This window comes from Actinomadura meyerae (assembly GCF_900188445.1).
Taxonomy (GTDB): domain Bacteria; phylum Actinomycetota; class Actinomycetes; order Streptosporangiales; family Streptosporangiaceae; genus Spirillospora; species Spirillospora meyerae.
The window spans coordinates 89,956-105,006 of record NZ_FZOR01000025.1 but is presented as its reverse complement, the minus strand read 5'-3'; the positions used below and the strand labels follow the sequence as shown (position 1 = coordinate 105,006).

The window sequence follows — 15,051 nt, the reverse complement described above, 5'->3', positions numbered from 1 at the left end:
GTGACAGCGCCGGTGGCGTCTGGTTTCCTGTGGGTACTCGTATTGTCGAGCTGTTGGCAGGACATCGTGTCAGATCACGCTTCGTACGCTCCGAAGTACGTCCAGATCATGGAGACGCTTCGCGCTCGGATCAAGGACGGGACCTATCCCGTCAACTCGCGGATTCCTTCCGAGTCGGCGCTTGGGCGGGAGTTCGGGGCGGCGCGTCCCACGGTGGTTCGTGCCTTGAATGAGATGCAGCTCTTGGGCGAACTGCATCGTGAACACGGGCGGGGCACCTTCGTTAAGGCCGCTCCCTCGTCTGGGGCGCGTAGCAGCCGGCCCGGTCTGGCCGTCCTGGACCGCCAGGAAACCGCCTCGTCGGTCAGGTTGGTGGAGGTCAGGCGCGTACCTGCTCCGAACGCGGTGGCGATGCTGCTCGGACTGGCCGAGTCGGCGCCTGTCCACCTGCGGCGATACGTGGGGCTGTACGACTCCATCGCCAGTGAGCTTGTCTCGCTGTGGACTCCGCTGGATGTCGCGCGGGCCTCGGGCCTGGACCAAGATGGGCTGTTGACGGTTCCGGTCCGCCAGCTCTTGACCGCGCACGCCAAGGACCGCTTGGCCCGCGTCGATGAGCGCCTTCGTGCTCGACGTGCCACCGACCAAGAGCGCCAGTCTCTCGACCTGGTGGAGGGCGAGCCCGTGCTGTCGGTGCTGGGATCGGTGGTCGACTCCACCGGCCGCACGGTCCTGGTCGTGGAGGCCGTCCTCCCGGGGTCACTGCACGTGCTCGAAGAGTCGTACGGACTGTGATTCAGATCACTCGATAAGACGACTTACACCCCCTTGCAAACCTCTCGCCCTCACATAGTCTGTCGATACAGCAACTCGACAAACCGAGTTGTCGTCAGGGAGACCAATCGACAGGGGTGATCCGCGATGGCGGTGCAGGGGCCGTTCAAGGTCGCGTTCGGGGACGTGTTCCCGTTCGGGGCGTTCGTCAAGGGCGGGGTGGAGGCGGTGCGGGACTTCGACCGGTCGACCCGGGAGAACTTCGTGCAGGCGCGGGACAAGGACACCGGGGAACTGGTGTGGGCGGTGGAGGTGCTGGACGCCGACCCCGAGTCCAAGGGCACGTTCAAGGTCAAGCTGTCGGGGCCGGTGCAGCCGATCATGCCGGAGGCTCCGGCGGGGTTCCCGTTCGTGCCGGTGGAGTTCGACGGGCTGATGGTGACGCCGTACGTCAACTCCGGTACCGGACGGCTGGCCTACTCCCTCAAGGCGAGCGCGGTGCGTCCGGCCAACTTCAAGGGCGGCGCGAACCGCTCGGGCAAGGACAACGCGGCGGGCAAGGAGGCCGCGTGATGGCGGGCGGGCGCATGTCGGCGCTGTCGCTGCCCATCGACGGCGCGGCCTCGACCGAGTTCCGGGCGTTCCGGGCGCGTACGCCGCTGTTCACCGTGTCGGCGGGTCGGGTGCTGGTCACCCTCACGCTTCCCGAGCGGCTGAACGCCGGGGATGTGGAGTTCGCGCGGCGGCTGGCCGAGCAGGCGGCGGCGTACGCGGTGGAGGTGGAGCGGCTGTACCGCTCGGGCCGCCGCCCCTCGTCCTCGTCGGCGCGGTCGCCGGGGAAGGGGGCGGCTGCGTGATGGACGCCTACAGCTACACAACGGTCCAGGTGGAGCCGGACGGCTCGGCGGCGGTGCATGTGTCCCTGCACCCGGATGAGTCGGTGTCGGTGCTGGCGGTCACCGGTTACGGGCGGGCGCAGATCTCGGTGAGGCACGCGCGCGCCAACGTGACCATCACTCCGACGAACCCGACCACGCCGACCGCCGAAGACGTGCGGATCGCGCGCCAGCTCGCCGAGTCCTTCGCGGCCTACGCGGCCGAGGTGGGGCGGCTCCACGTCGAGAACCGCGCGGCCGAACCCTCCGAGAACACGGCGGCCTGAACACGGGTGGGGTGGCTGGAGCTGGTACCTCCGGCCGCCCCGCTTCTCTCCCCTGAACAGCACAAAGAAGAGGTGACCCATCATGGCATGGGAGTTCCGCAAGCTCGGCCCCGGCGAAAACGTCGCCGTTGAAGCGCAGCGTGACCCGTTCGCCGCCCCGAAGTGGGCGCCTCCGGTGTGGCACATGCCCGAGGGCCTGGTGCTGCTCGTCAACGCCGTCCGCACGCTGGTCCGGATGGCCGTGTTCCTGGTCCGCAACATCGTCCCCGTCTCCGTCCTGTCCGGTCTGGGGTGGCTCGGCGTCCGGTTCGGGTGGCTGGTCCCCGTCGTGGTCCTGGCCCTCGTCGCCGTGGGCCTGTCGGTGTGGGCGGGGGTGGACCGTCCGTCCTTCGTCCGCTGGATCGCTCGTCCGGTCCGTGCCCGGTGGCGGCTGGTCGCGGTGTACCGGCGCGACTGGCAACCCGTCCTGGTCACCGCTGGCCTGACCAAGGTTCACAAGGGGCGGGAGTACCTGCCCTCCCTGGTCCGCGTGCGCTGCGGCCCGACGTCGGATCGAGTGCTCGTCCGCATGCTCAAGGGGCAGGCTCCCGACGCGTGGGAACGGGTCGCGGTCAACCTCGCGCACGGCTTCGGCGCAACCCTCGTCCGCGTCCGCGACGGGGACCGTCCGGGCCGCATCTGGCTGGAATTCGTCCGCAAAGACGCGCTCGCCGTCCCGATACCGGCGCTGCCCGTCCCGGACGGCTCCGATGTGGACCTGTCCGGGGTGGTGATCGGACGGTGTGAGGACGGGTCGCCGTGGCGGCTGCGGCTCCTCGGAACACATGTGCTGATCGCGGGGGCAACGGGGGCCGGCAAGGGCTCGGTCATCTGGTCCACCGTCCGCGCGCTGCTGCCGCTGATGCTCGCCGGGCTGGTGGAGGTGTGGGCGGTCGACCCCAAACGCATGGAACTGTCCTTCGGGCGTCCCCTATTTGAGCGGTACGGGCGCTACAGCGACGACCCCAAGGGCGGCATGGTCGAACTGCTGGAAGCGGCGGCCGCCGACATGAACGCCCGCGCCGAACAGTTCGCCGGTGTCACCCGGTCGTTCACGCCCTCGCATGAGCATCCGTTCCGGGTGATCATGGTGGATGAGCTGGCGTTCCTGACCGCCTACTGCCCTGAACGGGATCTACGGAAGCGGGCCGAGTCGGCGCTTGCGGTGCTGACCTCGCAGGGGCGTTCGGTGGGGTACTGCGTGATCGGGGCGCAGCAGGACGCGCGCAAAGAGGTCAACAACCTGCGCAACCTCTTCCCCGACCGCATCGCCCTGCGCCTGGACGAAGACGAACAGGTCGACATGGTCCTCGGCGACGGTGCCCGCGACCGTGGCGCCCTCGCAGACCAGATCTCCTCCATCCCCGAGATCGGCGCGGGCGTCGGCTTCGTCCGACTGGAAGCCTCCCCTGACCCGGTGCGGGTCCGGGCCGCCTACATCTCCGACAACGACATTCGCGACATGGTGACGCTCGGCCTCCCTGATGTGGAGGCGGCGTGAGGCAACCCACCCTCGACGACACCTCCGAGGACACTCCGCCCTCGTCGGTCGAGCCCGGCCCGGAACCGGTCGTCAAGACACTGGCTCCGCTGGCGCGGGGCGTGCTGGAAGCGGTCGCGGTCGAACACGGCGTCTGTATCCGTCCGGTCCCCATGCGGCGGGTCGACCTGAACACGGGCGCGGCCGAAATGGTCTATGTCCCCTGCGGTCACACCCTGGCCTCGGTCTGTCCCTCGTGCGCCGAACGCAAGCGCAAGCTCCGCGCCGTGCAGTGTCGCCAGGGCTGGCACCTGACCGAGGAACCGGTCATCACGCGCGCCGACCCGGACGAGGAGCAACGGGCGTGGATGGAGCTGCGGGCGCACGCTGCGGCTGCTCGCGACCGCGCAGCAGTCGACGGAACGGCGGACGGGGAAGACGCCTCGTTCTGGGACGCGATGATCCGCGACCTGGACAACGAGCTTGAACGCACCGGGGTCCGCGGTTCCCTCAAAACCGGCGATGAGACCAGGGGCCGGCGCACTCGGTCGACCCGGCGGCGGCAGGATGCGCCCGACCTTCCCCGGCGTCCGGTCGACTCCCGCACTGTCGGCAAGGTGTTCCGGGGCAAGGATGGCAAGACCTTCCGGCCCTCGCTGTTCCTGACCCTCACCCTGGACTCCTACGGGCGGGTGCGCTCGGACGGTACGCCGGTCGACCCCGAGTCCTACGACTACGCGCGGGCGGCCCGTGATGCCCTGCACTTCTCCAAGCTGGTGGACCGGTTCGTGCAGAACCTGCGCCGGTTCGTCGGCTACGACGTCCAGTACTTCGCCGCCATCGAACCGCAACGCCGTCTCGCGCCCCACCTGCACATGGCCATACGGGGCACCATTTCCCGCGCTGAGCTGAGGCAGGTGGTGGCGGCCACCTACCACCAAGTGTGGTGGCCTCCGACCGACCGCGTCATCTTCGACGGCGAACACCTACCCGTCTGGGACGACGCGGCAGGCGTGGACGGTAACGGCGGCTACCTCGACCCGGCCACCGGTGAGGTGCTGCCCACCTGGGATGAGGCGCTAGACGCTCTCGGCCAGGACGACGACACCGACCCCTTGCACGTGGTGAAATTCGGGCGGCAGATCGACGCTCAAGGTGTCCTCGCCGACTCCGCCGACTCCCGGCGCTGCATCGGCTACCTGACCAAGTACCTGGTCAAGGGCGTGGCCGAATGCCACCGGGCCGAGACGAGCGCGCAGCGTGAACACGTCGACCGGATGGCCGAAGCCCTGCGCTACGAACCGTGCTCGCCGACGTGCGCGAACTGGCTGCGCTACGGCGTACAGCCCAAGAACGCGCGCAAAGGCCTCACGCCGGGCTACTGCAAGGGCAAAGCCCACCGCCGCGAACACCTCGGCTACGGCGGCCGCCGCGTCCTGGTCTCCCGCAAATGGTCCGGCAAGACCCTCGCCGACCACAAAGCCGACCGCAAGGCATGGGTTCTCGCCCGGCTCGCTGAGGCTGGCGTCCCCGTGTCGAATCCGGCCGATCCGAACGCCGTCCACGTCTGGGAACGGGCGGGGCCTGGAGACCCGGACGTGAAACCGGCCGAGCAACGGCTTCTCCTGCTGATCAATGAACGCATCCAACGGCGCCGCCAGCTCGACGCCGCGACCCTCAACCCCACCCCAGAACTTTCGGCAACTGCGGAGGCGGCGTGAACAGGACTCCAAACACAGCGGTAGTGAACCTGCCGGTCGACCGAACATGGACCCCGCAGGAGGTGTCTCGTTTCCTCGGCGTCCCAGTGGCCACGCTCCATCAGTGGCGCTACCTCGGCACTGGACCGAAAGCGGCCAAGGTGGGACGTCATCTCCGCTACCTCCCCGCTGATGTCCTCGACTGGTTCCGCCAGCAGCAGGAGGCCGCGTAATGGCCGTCTACGACCGGTGGCACACGGCCAAGCCTCGTGGCGACGAGCAGGGCAAGGCGATGCCTCGATGCCGTGAACACAAGCAGTTCCCCAGCGCGGACCACGGTAAGGGGGATCGCTGGCAAGTCCGGTGGCGTGACGAGAACGGCAAGCAGTGCAAGCGCAACTTCGCGAAGAAGGCGGGCAAGGACCCGAACACCTGCGCTGACGCCTTTGACGCCAAGGTCAAAGCTGACCTCGATTCCGGAATGTACGTCGACCCGAACGCCGGGAAGATCACCTTCCGGGAGTACGCCGTGCAGTGGCTTGCGGCCCAGACCTTCGACGAGGGGACCCGCGATGCCATCGAACAGCGGCTACGCCTGCACGTCTATCCGGACCTCGGGGACAAGCAGCTCGGCGTGCTGTCCAAGCGGCCGTCCCTGATGCAAGCGTGGCTGCGGGGACGTCAGCAGGTGATCGCGCCGAACTACGTCCGGGTGATCCTCGCGCACGTCTCCACGGTCTTCAACGCGGCCATAGATGACGGCGTGATCATCAAGAACCCGTGCCGGGCCTCGTCGGTGCGTGCGCCCAAGCGGGACGGACGGAAGTTCGAACCGTGGCCGGTCGAACGGGTGGCGGCGGTCGGTGGGGCCATCACTGAGCGATACGCGGTGATGGTGGCGGTTGGGGCTCGGCTCGGACTTCGGCAAGGTGAGGCGTTCGGTTTGGCCGAGGAGGATGTCGACTTCCTTCGAGGGGTCGTGCACGTCCGGCGGCAGATCGAAATCTTCAAGGGTCGGCGTAAGGTGTTCGCTCTGCCCAAGGGCGGCAAGGAACGCGACATCCCTCTACCTGAGTCGCTGCGGCTGCTCCTGGCCGAGCACATGCAGCCGGACAACTACCCGCCCGTGCCCGTGACTCTGCCGTGGAAGGCGCCGGACGGTGACCCGGTGACGGCTCGGCTGATCTTTACGACCCGGCAGGGGACGGCAATCCATCGCAGCGAGTGGAACCGCTTCGTCTGGAAACCGGCCCTCGTGCGCGCCGATGTTTCGGCAACTCGGGACAACGGCTTTCACGCGCTGCGGCATCACTTCGCCAGTGTGCTGCTGGAGCAGGGCGTAGACATCCGGGCGCTCGCCGAGTTCCTCGGGCACGCTGACCCTGGATTCACGCTCCGGACCTACACCCATCTCATGCCGTCCAGCCGGGACCGGATGCGCAAGGCGATCGACGACACGTGGGGAACGATTCCGGGGGCGAGTGCCCTGGATGTGCCCTCTCGGGAGATCTCGTGACCTGCGGCCCTGGTCAGAGCGGGATGCGGCTAGAAGATCGAGTGCAGGACGTGCCCGGACAGGTTGAACGCGAACGTCTTCTCCAGGCCGACCAGGCCGCCGTACTGCTCCTTGTCCCGCGCCTCGGCGAGCTTCTCCAGCGTGTCGTTGGCGCCCTTCACGTAGGCGGCGTGGTGCTTGGCGTGGTGCAGCTCAAGGATCTCGCCGGTGATCGCGGGCTCCAGGGCCGCGTAGTCGTAGGGCAGGTCGGGGAGCGTGTAGTCAGCCATGCGGCCACTATTGCAAATGAGTTGCAGTTACGTCCAGTGTGCAGGAAGGGTCGTCGTGAAGATCGCGGGCGAAGCGAAGCAACCTTTCCTCGGCTCGTTGGTTCTCATGGCATGAGGTTGCATCGCGGACTGACCGCCCCCGGCGGCGGGCCCGGCCATGGCGCGCAAGCATCGGAGAGACCCGTCGAAGAGGGGAACGAGGACGCGGACCATGCGCTGGCGGCGCTGTTCCGCGCCCACCACCTGTCGCTGGTACGGCTCGCGGTGCTGCTCTTGGGCGACCAGGGCACCGCGGAGGACATCGTCCAGGACGTGTACGCCCGCATGCAGCGGCGCCATGAGCGGCGCGGCAGAGGGAGCGGGCTGCCCTCGGCGCAGCAGGAACTGCTCGCGTACGCCCGCACCGCCGTGCTCAACAGCGGCCGGACGCTGCTGCGCCGCAGGGCCCTGACGCACCGGCTGTTCCAGACCCCGCAGCCGGTGTGGTCGGCGGAGAACGACGCGCTGATCGCCGACGACCGGCGACGCGTGCTCCACGCCCTGGGGCGGCTGCCCGCCCGGCAGCGGGAGGCGATCGTCCTGCGCTACTACCTCGACCTGTCCGAGGCGGAGATCGCCGCCGCCATGGGCGTGCGCCCCGGCACCGTCAAGTCGACCATCTCCCGGGGCCTGGACGCGCTCCGCGACCGGTACGAGGAGGAACGATGACCGAGTTCTCCGACGAGCTGCTGCGGACGGCCCTGGCCGAGGGCGCCGCCACCGTCCGCCCCGAGGAGCTGAAGCCGCTGCCCGAACCCGTCCGGCGCCGCCGCCGGTGGACGATGCCGCACGCCGGGCTGACCGTCGCGGCCGCCGCGGTCGTCGCCGTCGTCGCGGTCGTCCTGGTCGCGCCCTGGTCGCGGCACGGGCCGGGCGCCCCGGCTCCCCGGTTCGCGCTCGCGGCGTCCGCGGGCGACGATTTCGTCCTGGACGGTCCGTGGCCGCCGGGGTCGCCGACGGTGACGGTGCACGAGGCCGACAGCGGCCGGGCGATCGCGACCGTGCCGGCGCCGCCGGGATCGTCCGGCTTCGTGGAGTCCGCCGACTCCGGCGACAACCGGACCTTCGTCCTGACGACCGCCGCCCCGCAGGCGTGCGAGATCCGCTTCTACCGGCTCACCCTGGAACCGGACGGCCGGCCGAAGGGGCCGCTCACCGAGCTGCGCCGCGCCACGCTGCGGCAGCGGACGGGCGAGGAGCCGGAGCAGCTGGCCGTCTCCCCGGGGGCGCGCCGGATCGCGTACGCGGGCACGGAGTGCGGGAGCGAGTCCCCCCGCGGGGTCATCACGGTCGTCGACCCCGCCACCGGTGACCGCCGGGTCACCCGGCTGCCGTCCCGCGCGTTCGCCAACTCGCCGCGCTGGGCACCGGACGGCCGCGAGCTGGTCTTCGAGATGGTCGGCGACTACCGGGACCGGACCGTCAACACCCTCGACGTGGCCACGGGGGAGATCAGCACGATCCGGCTGGCGGAGGGCGGCGCGATGCTCGCCGGTGCCGCGTTCGACAGGAGCGGCACGCACATCGTGGCGCTGGTCCGCGACGGCGGGCACAACCGCCTGGTCTGGTACTCGCCGGCCGCGAAGAAGGTCACGCGGCAGGTCGAGCTGCCGCCGAGCAGCGCGGACGCGCCGTCCGACTTCACCGTGTCCGGGGACCGGGTCGTGGCGATGATCGACGATCAGGTGCACGTCGTGACCGGGACGAAGGTGACCACCGAGGGCCTGCTCCGCCCCTGACCACCGGCCGGACGCCGGTACGGCCCGCCCTCGGGGAGGACGGGCCGTACCGGTGCCGGGTCAGTGGCGGCGGCCACCGCGGAAACGGGCGAGCAGGCGGCGTGCCTTGGCCTGCGTGCGCGGGTCGCGGGCGTACTGCTCGGCTCGGGCGCGCATCTTCCGGCCCTGCGGACCGCTGAGGTATCTCCTGATCCGGTCGGCGATGGGCATGGGCGTCCTCCTCGGCCTAGGTTCTCTGCTCAACGAGTGCCCGCGCGGATTGGTTCAGAACGCCTCGTCGAGGGTGACGCTCCCCTCCACGCCGATCTGGTAGGCCGAAACCCGCCGCTCGAAGAAGTTGGACAGCTCCTGGACGTCCTGCAGCTCCATGAACGCGAACGGGTTCGCGGTGCCGTAGCGGGCGGGGAGCCCGAGCCGGACGAGCCGCCGGTCCGCGACGTACTCCAGGTAGGCGCGCATGTCGCCGGCGCTCATGCCGGGCAGGCCGTCGCCGCACAGGTCGCGGGCGAAGGCCAGCTCCGCCTGGACGGCCTCGTCCAGCATCGCGCCGACCTGCGCGGTCAGCTCGGCGTCGAACAGCTCCGGCTCCTCGGCCCGGACGGTGTCGACCACGGAGAACGCGAAGTCCATGTGCATGCTCTCGTCCCGGAAGACCCAGTTGGTCCCGGACGCGAGGCCGTTCAGCAGCCCGCGCGAGCGCAGCCAGTAGACGTAGGCGAACGCGCCGTAGAAGAACAGCCCCTCGATGCAGGCCGCGAAGCAGATCAGGTTGAGCAGGAACGCCCTGCGGTCGGCGGCGGTGCGGAGCTCGTCCAGGTCGCCGAGCGAGTCGATCCAGCGGAAGCAGAACTCCGCCTTCGCCCTGATGGACGGGATGTGCTCGATCGCCGCGAACGCCCGCGCGCGCTCGTCCTGATCGGGCAGGTAGGTGTCCAGGAGGGTCAGGTAGAACTGCACATGGACGGCCTCCTCATATAGCTGCCGCGATAGGTAGAGCCGGGCCTCCGGGGCGTTCACGTGCTTGTAGAGGTTCAGCACCAGGTTGTTCGCCACGATCGAGTCGCCGGTGGCGAAGAACGCGACGAGCCGGTTCACGAGGTGCAGTTCGGGAGGCGTGAGCCGCTCCAGGTCCGCCATGTCGGACGCGAGGTCGACCTCCTCCACCGTCCACGTGTTGCGGATCGCGGCCCGGTAGCGCTCGTAGAAGTCGGGGTAGCGCATGGGCCGCAGGGTCAGGTCCATGCCGGGGTCGAGCAGCATGCCGCGTCCTTCCGTTCGCGCGCTCACTGGCACGCCTCGCAGGTCTCGGGGTTCTCCAGGGAGCACACGGCCGCCGCCGTGCCGGCGGACGCGACGGTCGTCTGCGCGATGCGCGTCGCCGGGCGGGAGCGCAGGTAGTACGTGGTCTTCAGCCCGCTGCGCCACGCGTACGCGTACATCGAGGAGAGCTTGCCGATCGTCGGAGTCTCCATGAACAGGTTCAGCGACTGCGACTGGTCGATGTAGGGGGTGCGGGCGGCGGCGAGGTCGATGAGCGCCTTCTGCGGCAGCTCCCAGGCCGTCCGGTAGCGGGCGCGGGTCTCGGCGGGGAGGTCCACGAGGCCCTGCACGGAGCCGTCGGCGCGCTTGATCGCCTCGCGGACCTCCGGCGTCCACCGCCCGAGCGCCTTCAGCTCGTCCACCAGGTAGCCGTTGACCTGCAGGAACTCGCCGGACAGCGTCTCGCGCTTGAACAGGTTGGACACCTGCGGCTCGATGCACTCGTAGCAGCCCGCGATGGACGCGATCGTCGCGGTCGGCGCGATCGCGATCAGCAGCGAGTTGCGGAGCCCGACCGCGGCGACGCGCTCCCGGAGCGCGGCCCACTCGGCGGGACGGGTCGGCGCCGCGTCCGGGAAGTGGTCCAGGTGGAGGCTGCCGCGCGCGGTGCGGGTCAGTCCGTAGGCGGGGAGCGGTCCGTGCGCGGCGGCGAGGTCGGCGGACACGCCGTAGGCGGCCAGCGCGATCTCCTCGGCGATGCGCGTCGACAGCGCGCGCGCCTCGTCGGAGTCGAACGCCAGGCGCAGGGTGAAGAACACGTCCGCGAGACCCATCACGCCGAGCCCTACCGGACGCCACTTGCGGTTCGCCTTCTCCGCCTCCGGCGTGGGGTAGTAGCCCTTGTCGATGGTGCGGTCCAGGAAGCGCACGGCGGTGCGGACCGTGGAACGGAGCCGCTCCCAGTCGACCCCGGCGGGCGTCACATGCGCCGCCAGGTTCACCGACCCGAGGTTGCAGACCGCCGCCTCGCTCTCGCTCGTCACCTCGAGGATCTCGGTGCAGAGGTTGGACAGATGGACGACCCGCCGTTCCGCAGGCGGGCCGCCGGGGTCGGAGGTCTGGTTGCAGGCGCGGTTGGCGGCGTCCTTGAACGTCATCCACCCGTTGCCCGTCTCCGCGAGCGTGCGCATCATCCGCCCGTACAGCTTGCGGGCCGGGACCTGCCGGACGAACAGCCCGTCCCGCTCCGCCGCCCGGTACGCCGCGTCGAACTCGTCCCCCCAGAGGTCGGCCAGCTCGGGGACCTCCTTCGGGTCGAACAGCGACCACACCGCGTCGTCCTCGACACGGCGCATGAACTCGTCGGGGATCCAGTTGGCGAGGTTGAGGTTGTGGGTGCGGCGCGCGTCCTCGCCCGTGTTGTCGCGCAGTTCGAGGAACTCCTCGACGTCGGCGTGCCACGGCTCCAGGTACACGCAGGCGGCGCCCTTGCGGCGGCCGCCCTGGTTGACGGCGGCGACGGACGCGTCCAGCGTGCGCAGCCACGGGACGATGCCGTTGGAATGCCCGTTCGTGCCGCGGATCAGCGAGCCCCGCGACCGGACCCGCGTCCACGAGATGCCGATGCCGCCCGCGTACTTGCTGAGCCGCGCGACCTGCCCGTACCGCTCGTAGATCCCCTCCAGCTCGTCGCGCGGCGAGTCGAGCAGGAAGCACGACGAGAGCTGCGGGCGGCGCGCCGCCGAGTTGAACAGCGTCGGCGAGCTCGGCAGGTACGACAGCGTGCTGAGCAGGCCGTACAGCTCCGCCGCCTCGTCCACCGTGCCGGCGAGCCCGCACGCCACGCGCAGCAGGAAGTGCTGCGGGCGCTCCAGGACGAGCCGCGAGCGCGGATGCCTCAGCAGGTACCGGTCGTAGAGGGTGCGGAGCCCGAAGTACTCGAACCGGTCGTCGGCGCCGTCGTCGATGAGCGCGTCCAGCGCGTCGGCGTTGGCGGCGACGAACGCGGCGGGCTCGTCCGCCAGCAGGCCCTCGCGGTGCGCGGCGGCGACCGAGCCGGCGAACGAGGTGACCCCCGCGGACGCGGCCTCCTCCCGGATCCGGGCGCCGAGCAGCCGCGCGGCGACCCTGGAGTACCCGGGCTCGGCGGCGACCAGGGCGGCGGCCTCGGTGATCGCGAGATCCCGCAGCGCCGCCGCGTCCAGCCCCTCGCCGGAGCGGACGGCGGCCAGCACCCGTCCCGCCGCCACGTCCGGTATCCCGGCGCAGGCGGCCTCGACCTCCGCGGCGATGCCCTCCGCGGCGGTGCCCCCGGCGCCTTCCGCGGCGGTGCCCCCGGCGGCCGGCGTCTCGGCCACCACCGATGCCCCGTGTGTCACGTGCTTCTCCCCTCGCGAGCCGCCTCGCGGAGGGCATGCGAACGGGACGCGGCGGCATGCCGCGCTCCGCCCCGGCCCACCCGCGAGGCCCTGGACGAACAGCGTGCGGGCAGGTCTTCGGACTCGCGGGCACCGCCCGTCCGAGCTCGCACGAGCTCTTCCGAGGCGTCCTACCGGCCGTCGCTTCCCAGGCCCGGCCGGGCCCAGTGCACATGACGGCGGTCGTTCCCGCTCACCGCTGCGGGGCAGTCCCGGACTCGCACCGGGTTCCCTCTTACGACGCCCCCGCCGCCGGGCGGCGGGGGCGAACCAGCACGGGGTTGAACCCTACATCTAGTTGACGATCAATGTGCAACCCCAAGATGTTGGGCGTGTTGGCGAGATCTCCGGGGTCGGCTGCACACCCCGGGACGGTGGTGGGACGATGGTGCCGTCATGCCGGAGCGTTCCCCGCAGCCCCTGTCGCGCGCCGCACGCGCGGTGGTGTTCGCCACCGTGTGCGTCGCGCTGGCGGTGCTCGGGCACGTCCTCGCGGGCGGGGCCCCGGTCCCGTTCTGGGCGGGGATGCTGGGCTTCGGCGCGGTCGCCGCCGTGACCCTGGTGCTGGCGGGCCACGAGCGGTCCCTCGGCACGATCCTGGGCGGCCTCCTCGGCGGGCAGTTCGCGCTGCACACGCTGTTCACGGCCGCCGCCGGCCCCGCCGCGCACTCCATGGCCGGGCACGGCCCGGCGGCGCACGCCGCGATGCCGGGCGGCACCGCCATGCCGGGCGGGACGCCCATGCCCGGCGCCGCGTCCATGGCCCATGCCGCCGGGATGCCCCATGTCGCCGGGATGCCCGACGTCGCCGCGACGCACGCGATGCCCGCCGCGCACGGCGCCGACGGGCTGGTCATGACGCTCGCGCACTGCGTCGCCGCGCTCGTCGCCGCCTGGTGGCTGCGGCGCGGCGAGCGGTCCGTGTGGAGCATGGCCCGCCGGGTCGCCGCGGCCGCCGACCGCCCCGTCCGGCTGCTCCTCGCCCTGCTCGCCGTCGAACCGGCCGGGCCGCCGCGCCCGGTCGTCCCGGCCCCGGAGCCGGCCGCCGTCCCCGCCGTCGACCGCGCGCTGCGGTACGAGGTCGTCCGGCGGGGTCCCCCGCTCCGTTCGAGGGCGCTCGCGCACATCTGACGCGCACGCGCCGTACGTCACCGGACGCCGATCCGCGGCGCTTCCGGCTCTTCCCGTACGACTCGAACGGAGTTCCCCCATGTCCTTCACCGTGCCCGCGCGCCGCGCCGGCGCCGTCGTCTCCCTCACCGCCGTCTCGCTGCTCGGCGCGGCCACGGCCGCGTCCGCGCACGTCACCGCCAACCCGAAGACCGCCGAGCAGGGCTCGTACGCCAAGGTCTCCTTCCGGGTGCCGAACGAGCGCGACAACGCCGCCACGACCAAGGTCGTCGTGCACCTGCCGGCCGACCACCCGCTCTCGTCGGTGTCCGTCCGGCCCACCCCGGGCTGGACGGTGAAGGCGGAGAAGTCGAAGCTGGCGAAGCCGATCAAGTCGCACGGCGGCGAGCTGACCGAGGCCGTCACCACCATCACCTGGACGGGCGGCAAGATCGAGGCCGGGCAGTTCGAGGAGTTCGACGTCTCCATGGGCCCGCTGCCGACCGACACCGACCAGATGGTGTTCAAGGCCGACCAGACGTACTCCAACGGCGAGGTCGTCAAGTGGGAGGAGGCGCCCGTCGAGGGCGCCGCCGAACCCGAGCACCCGGCGCCGACACTCCAGCTCACCCCGAAGGGGAGCGCGGCCACCGTCGGCCTGACCGCCCAGCGGAAGCCCCTGGAGGCCACCGCCTCGTCCGGCGACGGGACGGCCAGGCTCCTCGGCGGCATCGGCATCGCCGTCGGCGCCGCCGGCCTCGCCCTCGGCGGCTACGGCCTGAGCCGCGCCCGGAGCCGGGCATGATCACGATGATGCGACGCCTGGCGGCCGGGCTGCTCGCCGCCGGGACGGCCCTGGCCCTGACCGCGGCACCGGCCTCCGCCCACACCGCGCTGACGTCCGCCAGCCCCGAGAAGGACGCGACGGTCGCGGCGCCGTCCGAGATCGTCCTGACCTACACCGACCCGGTGCGGCTGCCGCGCGTGGTGGTGACGGACGCCTCGGGCGCCCAGCACCAGGCGGGGTCGCCGCGGGCGGTCGACAACAAGGTCACCCAGGCGGTCAGCGGTGCGCTGCCCGCCGGGAAGTACACGGTGGGGTGGCGGGTCGTCTCCGCCGACGGGCACCCCGTCGAGGGCACCTACACCTTCACCGTGAAGGGGTCGCCGAGCGACTCCGGGGGTTCCGCGGCCCCGGCGCCCGCGCCGGCGACCAGCCAGGCCGCGACCACCACCGGTGACGACTCGGGCGGCTCGTCCGGCTGGTTGTGGATCGGCCTGATCGCGCTGGTCGTCGCGGCGGCGGGCGGCGCGGCCGCCTGGCTCCGCCGCTCCTCCGCGCAGGACTGACCCGCCCCGTCCGGCGGGACGGCCGCGAGCCGCTCACGGCCGTCCCGCCGGACATACTTCACGAAGCCACCGATTCCACGCTTTACGGGAAAGGGCGAGAAAGGGCGGGTAACGCCTGCGACCCGGCCCGTTCGCCCGGCGCGAGCACGGGTACCGCCGCCCCGGAAGGGGTCACGGGAGACCGTCGACGGGCCTT

General features: G+C 71.2%; 16 protein-coding genes, 1 pseudogene and 1 riboswitch. Of the genes and pseudogenes, 13 read left to right on the top strand and 4 right to left on the bottom strand.

Annotated elements, in window-relative coordinates:
• Positions 1-108 precede the first annotated feature (108 nt).
• The 8 genes from CHF16_RS24275 to CHF16_RS24240 all read left to right on the top strand — a co-directional run bounded on the left by CHF16_RS24275 (position 109) and on the right by CHF16_RS24240 (position 6,671).
• A complete protein-coding gene (locus CHF16_RS24275; protein WP_143228101.1) occupies positions 109-795 on the top strand; it encodes a GntR family transcriptional regulator in 687 nt (228 codons plus the stop codon).
• A 126-nt stretch (positions 796-921) separates the two neighbouring features.
• Positions 922-1,347, top strand: coding sequence for a plasmid replication, integration and excision activator (locus CHF16_RS24270; protein ID WP_089328420.1), 426 nt, complete (start codon positions 922-924; stop codon positions 1,345-1,347).
• Positions 1,347-1,631: a hypothetical protein gene (locus tag CHF16_RS24265; RefSeq protein WP_089328419.1), complete on the top strand. Its 285-nt coding sequence runs from the start codon at positions 1,347-1,349 to the stop codon at positions 1,629-1,631. The genes CHF16_RS24270 and CHF16_RS24265 overlap by 1 nt, the downstream gene beginning before the upstream one ends.
• Entirely contained in the window at positions 1,631-1,936 is a 306-nt protein-coding gene (locus tag CHF16_RS24260; RefSeq protein WP_089328418.1) for a hypothetical protein, read from the top strand. Before CHF16_RS24265 ends, CHF16_RS24260 begins: the two co-directional genes overlap by 1 nt.
• A gap of 82 nt (positions 1,937-2,018) precedes the next feature.
• Entirely contained in the window at positions 2,019-3,476 is a 1,458-nt protein-coding gene (locus tag CHF16_RS24255; protein WP_245869134.1) for an FtsK/SpoIIIE domain-containing protein, read from the top strand.
• On the top strand, positions 3,473-5,176 hold the full coding sequence (locus CHF16_RS24250; RefSeq protein ID WP_342750121.1) for a replication initiator: 1,704 nt from the start codon (positions 3,473-3,475) through the stop codon (positions 5,174-5,176). The genes CHF16_RS24255 and CHF16_RS24250 overlap by 4 nt, the downstream gene beginning before the upstream one ends.
• Positions 5,173-5,388 carry a helix-turn-helix transcriptional regulator gene (locus CHF16_RS41510; protein WP_218826809.1) on the top strand — a complete coding sequence of 72 codons (216 nt, stop codon included), beginning with the start codon at positions 5,173-5,175 and terminating at the stop codon, positions 5,386-5,388. Before CHF16_RS24250 ends, CHF16_RS41510 begins: the two co-directional genes overlap by 4 nt.
• Entirely contained in the window at positions 5,388-6,671 is a 1,284-nt protein-coding gene (locus CHF16_RS24240; RefSeq protein ID WP_089328416.1) for a tyrosine-type recombinase/integrase, read from the top strand. Before CHF16_RS41510 ends, CHF16_RS24240 begins: the two co-directional genes overlap by 1 nt.
• A gap of 32 nt (positions 6,672-6,703) precedes the next feature.
• Here the strand turns inward: CHF16_RS24240 and CHF16_RS24235 are convergent.
• Positions 6,704-6,940: pseudogene (locus CHF16_RS24235) on the bottom strand (superoxide dismutase); the annotation flags it as partial.
• A gap of 111 nt (positions 6,941-7,051) precedes the next feature.
• On the opposite strand from CHF16_RS24235, the gene CHF16_RS24230 reads away from it, so the two are divergent.
• Complete coding sequence (locus CHF16_RS24230; protein WP_089328415.1) at positions 7,052-7,648, top strand: sigma-70 family RNA polymerase sigma factor; 597 nt, start codon at positions 7,052-7,054, stop codon at positions 7,646-7,648.
• Complete coding sequence (locus tag CHF16_RS24225; protein ID WP_089328414.1) at positions 7,645-8,718, top strand: TolB-like translocation protein; 1,074 nt, start codon at positions 7,645-7,647, stop codon at positions 8,716-8,718. Before CHF16_RS24230 ends, CHF16_RS24225 begins: the two co-directional genes overlap by 4 nt.
• 60 nt (positions 8,719-8,778) lie before the next feature.
• Here the strand turns inward: CHF16_RS24225 and CHF16_RS40430 are convergent, their stop codons facing one another.
• Genes CHF16_RS40430 through CHF16_RS24215 form a run of 3 tightly spaced genes read right to left on the bottom strand, consistent with a single transcriptional unit; the run spans position 8,779 to position 12,356 of the window.
• Positions 8,779-8,928, bottom strand: coding sequence for a hypothetical protein (locus CHF16_RS40430; RefSeq protein WP_179271677.1), 150 nt, complete (start codon positions 8,926-8,928; stop codon positions 8,779-8,781).
• Between the two features lie 54 nt (positions 8,929-8,982).
• Positions 8,983-10,005, bottom strand: a complete 1,023-nt coding sequence (locus tag CHF16_RS24220; RefSeq protein ID WP_245869128.1) for a ribonucleotide-diphosphate reductase subunit beta — start codon at positions 10,003-10,005, stop codon at positions 8,983-8,985.
• Complete coding sequence (locus tag CHF16_RS24215; protein ID WP_245869126.1) at positions 10,002-12,356, bottom strand: ribonucleoside-diphosphate reductase subunit alpha; 2,355 nt, start codon at positions 12,354-12,356, stop codon at positions 10,002-10,004. Before CHF16_RS24215 ends, CHF16_RS24220 begins: the two co-directional genes overlap by 4 nt.
• A gap of 91 nt (positions 12,357-12,447) precedes the next feature.
• Positions 12,448-12,685: riboswitch (cobalamin riboswitch) on the bottom strand.
• A gap of 106 nt (positions 12,686-12,791) precedes the next feature.
• Between CHF16_RS24215 and CHF16_RS24210 the strand changes: the two genes are divergently transcribed.
• The 3 genes from CHF16_RS24210 to CHF16_RS24200 all read left to right on the top strand — a co-directional run bounded on the left by CHF16_RS24210 (position 12,792) and on the right by CHF16_RS24200 (position 14,855).
• Positions 12,792-13,526, top strand: coding sequence for a hypothetical protein (locus tag CHF16_RS24210; RefSeq protein WP_089328411.1), 735 nt, complete (start codon positions 12,792-12,794; stop codon positions 13,524-13,526).
• A gap of 79 nt (positions 13,527-13,605) precedes the next feature.
• Positions 13,606-14,310 (top strand): YcnI family copper-binding membrane protein, encoded by a 705-nt coding sequence (locus CHF16_RS24205; RefSeq protein ID WP_089328410.1) that lies wholly within the window; start codon positions 13,606-13,608, stop codon positions 14,308-14,310.
• Complete coding sequence (locus tag CHF16_RS24200) at positions 14,307-14,855, top strand: copper resistance CopC family protein (protein WP_245869123.1); 549 nt, start codon at positions 14,307-14,309, stop codon at positions 14,853-14,855. Before CHF16_RS24205 ends, CHF16_RS24200 begins: the two co-directional genes overlap by 4 nt.
• Positions 14,856-15,051: the final 196 nt, after the last annotated feature.

Excerpts from the sequence above, each read along its gene's own strand:
- CHF16_RS24225 (WP_089328414.1), top strand. The coding sequence starts at position 7,645 with ATGACCGAGTTCTCCGACGAGCTGCTGCGGACGGCCCTGGCCGAGGGC.
- CHF16_RS24230 (WP_089328415.1), top strand. The coding sequence starts at position 7,052 with ATGAGGTTGCATCGCGGACTGACCGCCCCCGGCGGCGGGCCCGGCCAT.
- CHF16_RS24210 (WP_089328411.1), top strand. The coding sequence starts at position 12,792 with ATGCCGGAGCGTTCCCCGCAGCCCCTGTCGCGCGCCGCACGCGCGGTG.
- CHF16_RS40430 (WP_179271677.1), bottom strand. The coding sequence starts at position 8,928 with ATGCCCATCGCCGACCGGATCAGGAGATACCTCAGCGGTCCGCAGGGC.
- CHF16_RS24275 (WP_143228101.1), top strand. The coding sequence starts at position 109 with ATGGAGACGCTTCGCGCTCGGATCAAGGACGGGACCTATCCCGTCAAC.
- CHF16_RS24265 (WP_089328419.1), top strand. The coding sequence starts at position 1,347 with ATGGCGGGCGGGCGCATGTCGGCGCTGTCGCTGCCCATCGACGGCGCG.
- CHF16_RS24255 (WP_245869134.1), top strand. The coding sequence starts at position 2,019 with ATGGCATGGGAGTTCCGCAAGCTCGGCCCCGGCGAAAACGTCGCCGTT.
- CHF16_RS24205 (WP_089328410.1), top strand. The coding sequence starts at position 13,606 with ATGTCCTTCACCGTGCCCGCGCGCCGCGCCGGCGCCGTCGTCTCCCTC.
- CHF16_RS24260 (WP_089328418.1), top strand. The coding sequence starts at position 1,631 with ATGGACGCCTACAGCTACACAACGGTCCAGGTGGAGCCGGACGGCTCG.
- CHF16_RS24240 (WP_089328416.1), top strand. The coding sequence starts at position 5,388 with ATGGCCGTCTACGACCGGTGGCACACGGCCAAGCCTCGTGGCGACGAG.
- CHF16_RS24200 (WP_245869123.1), top strand. The coding sequence starts at position 14,307 with ATGATCACGATGATGCGACGCCTGGCGGCCGGGCTGCTCGCCGCCGGG.
- CHF16_RS24270 (WP_089328420.1), top strand. The coding sequence starts at position 922 with ATGGCGGTGCAGGGGCCGTTCAAGGTCGCGTTCGGGGACGTGTTCCCG.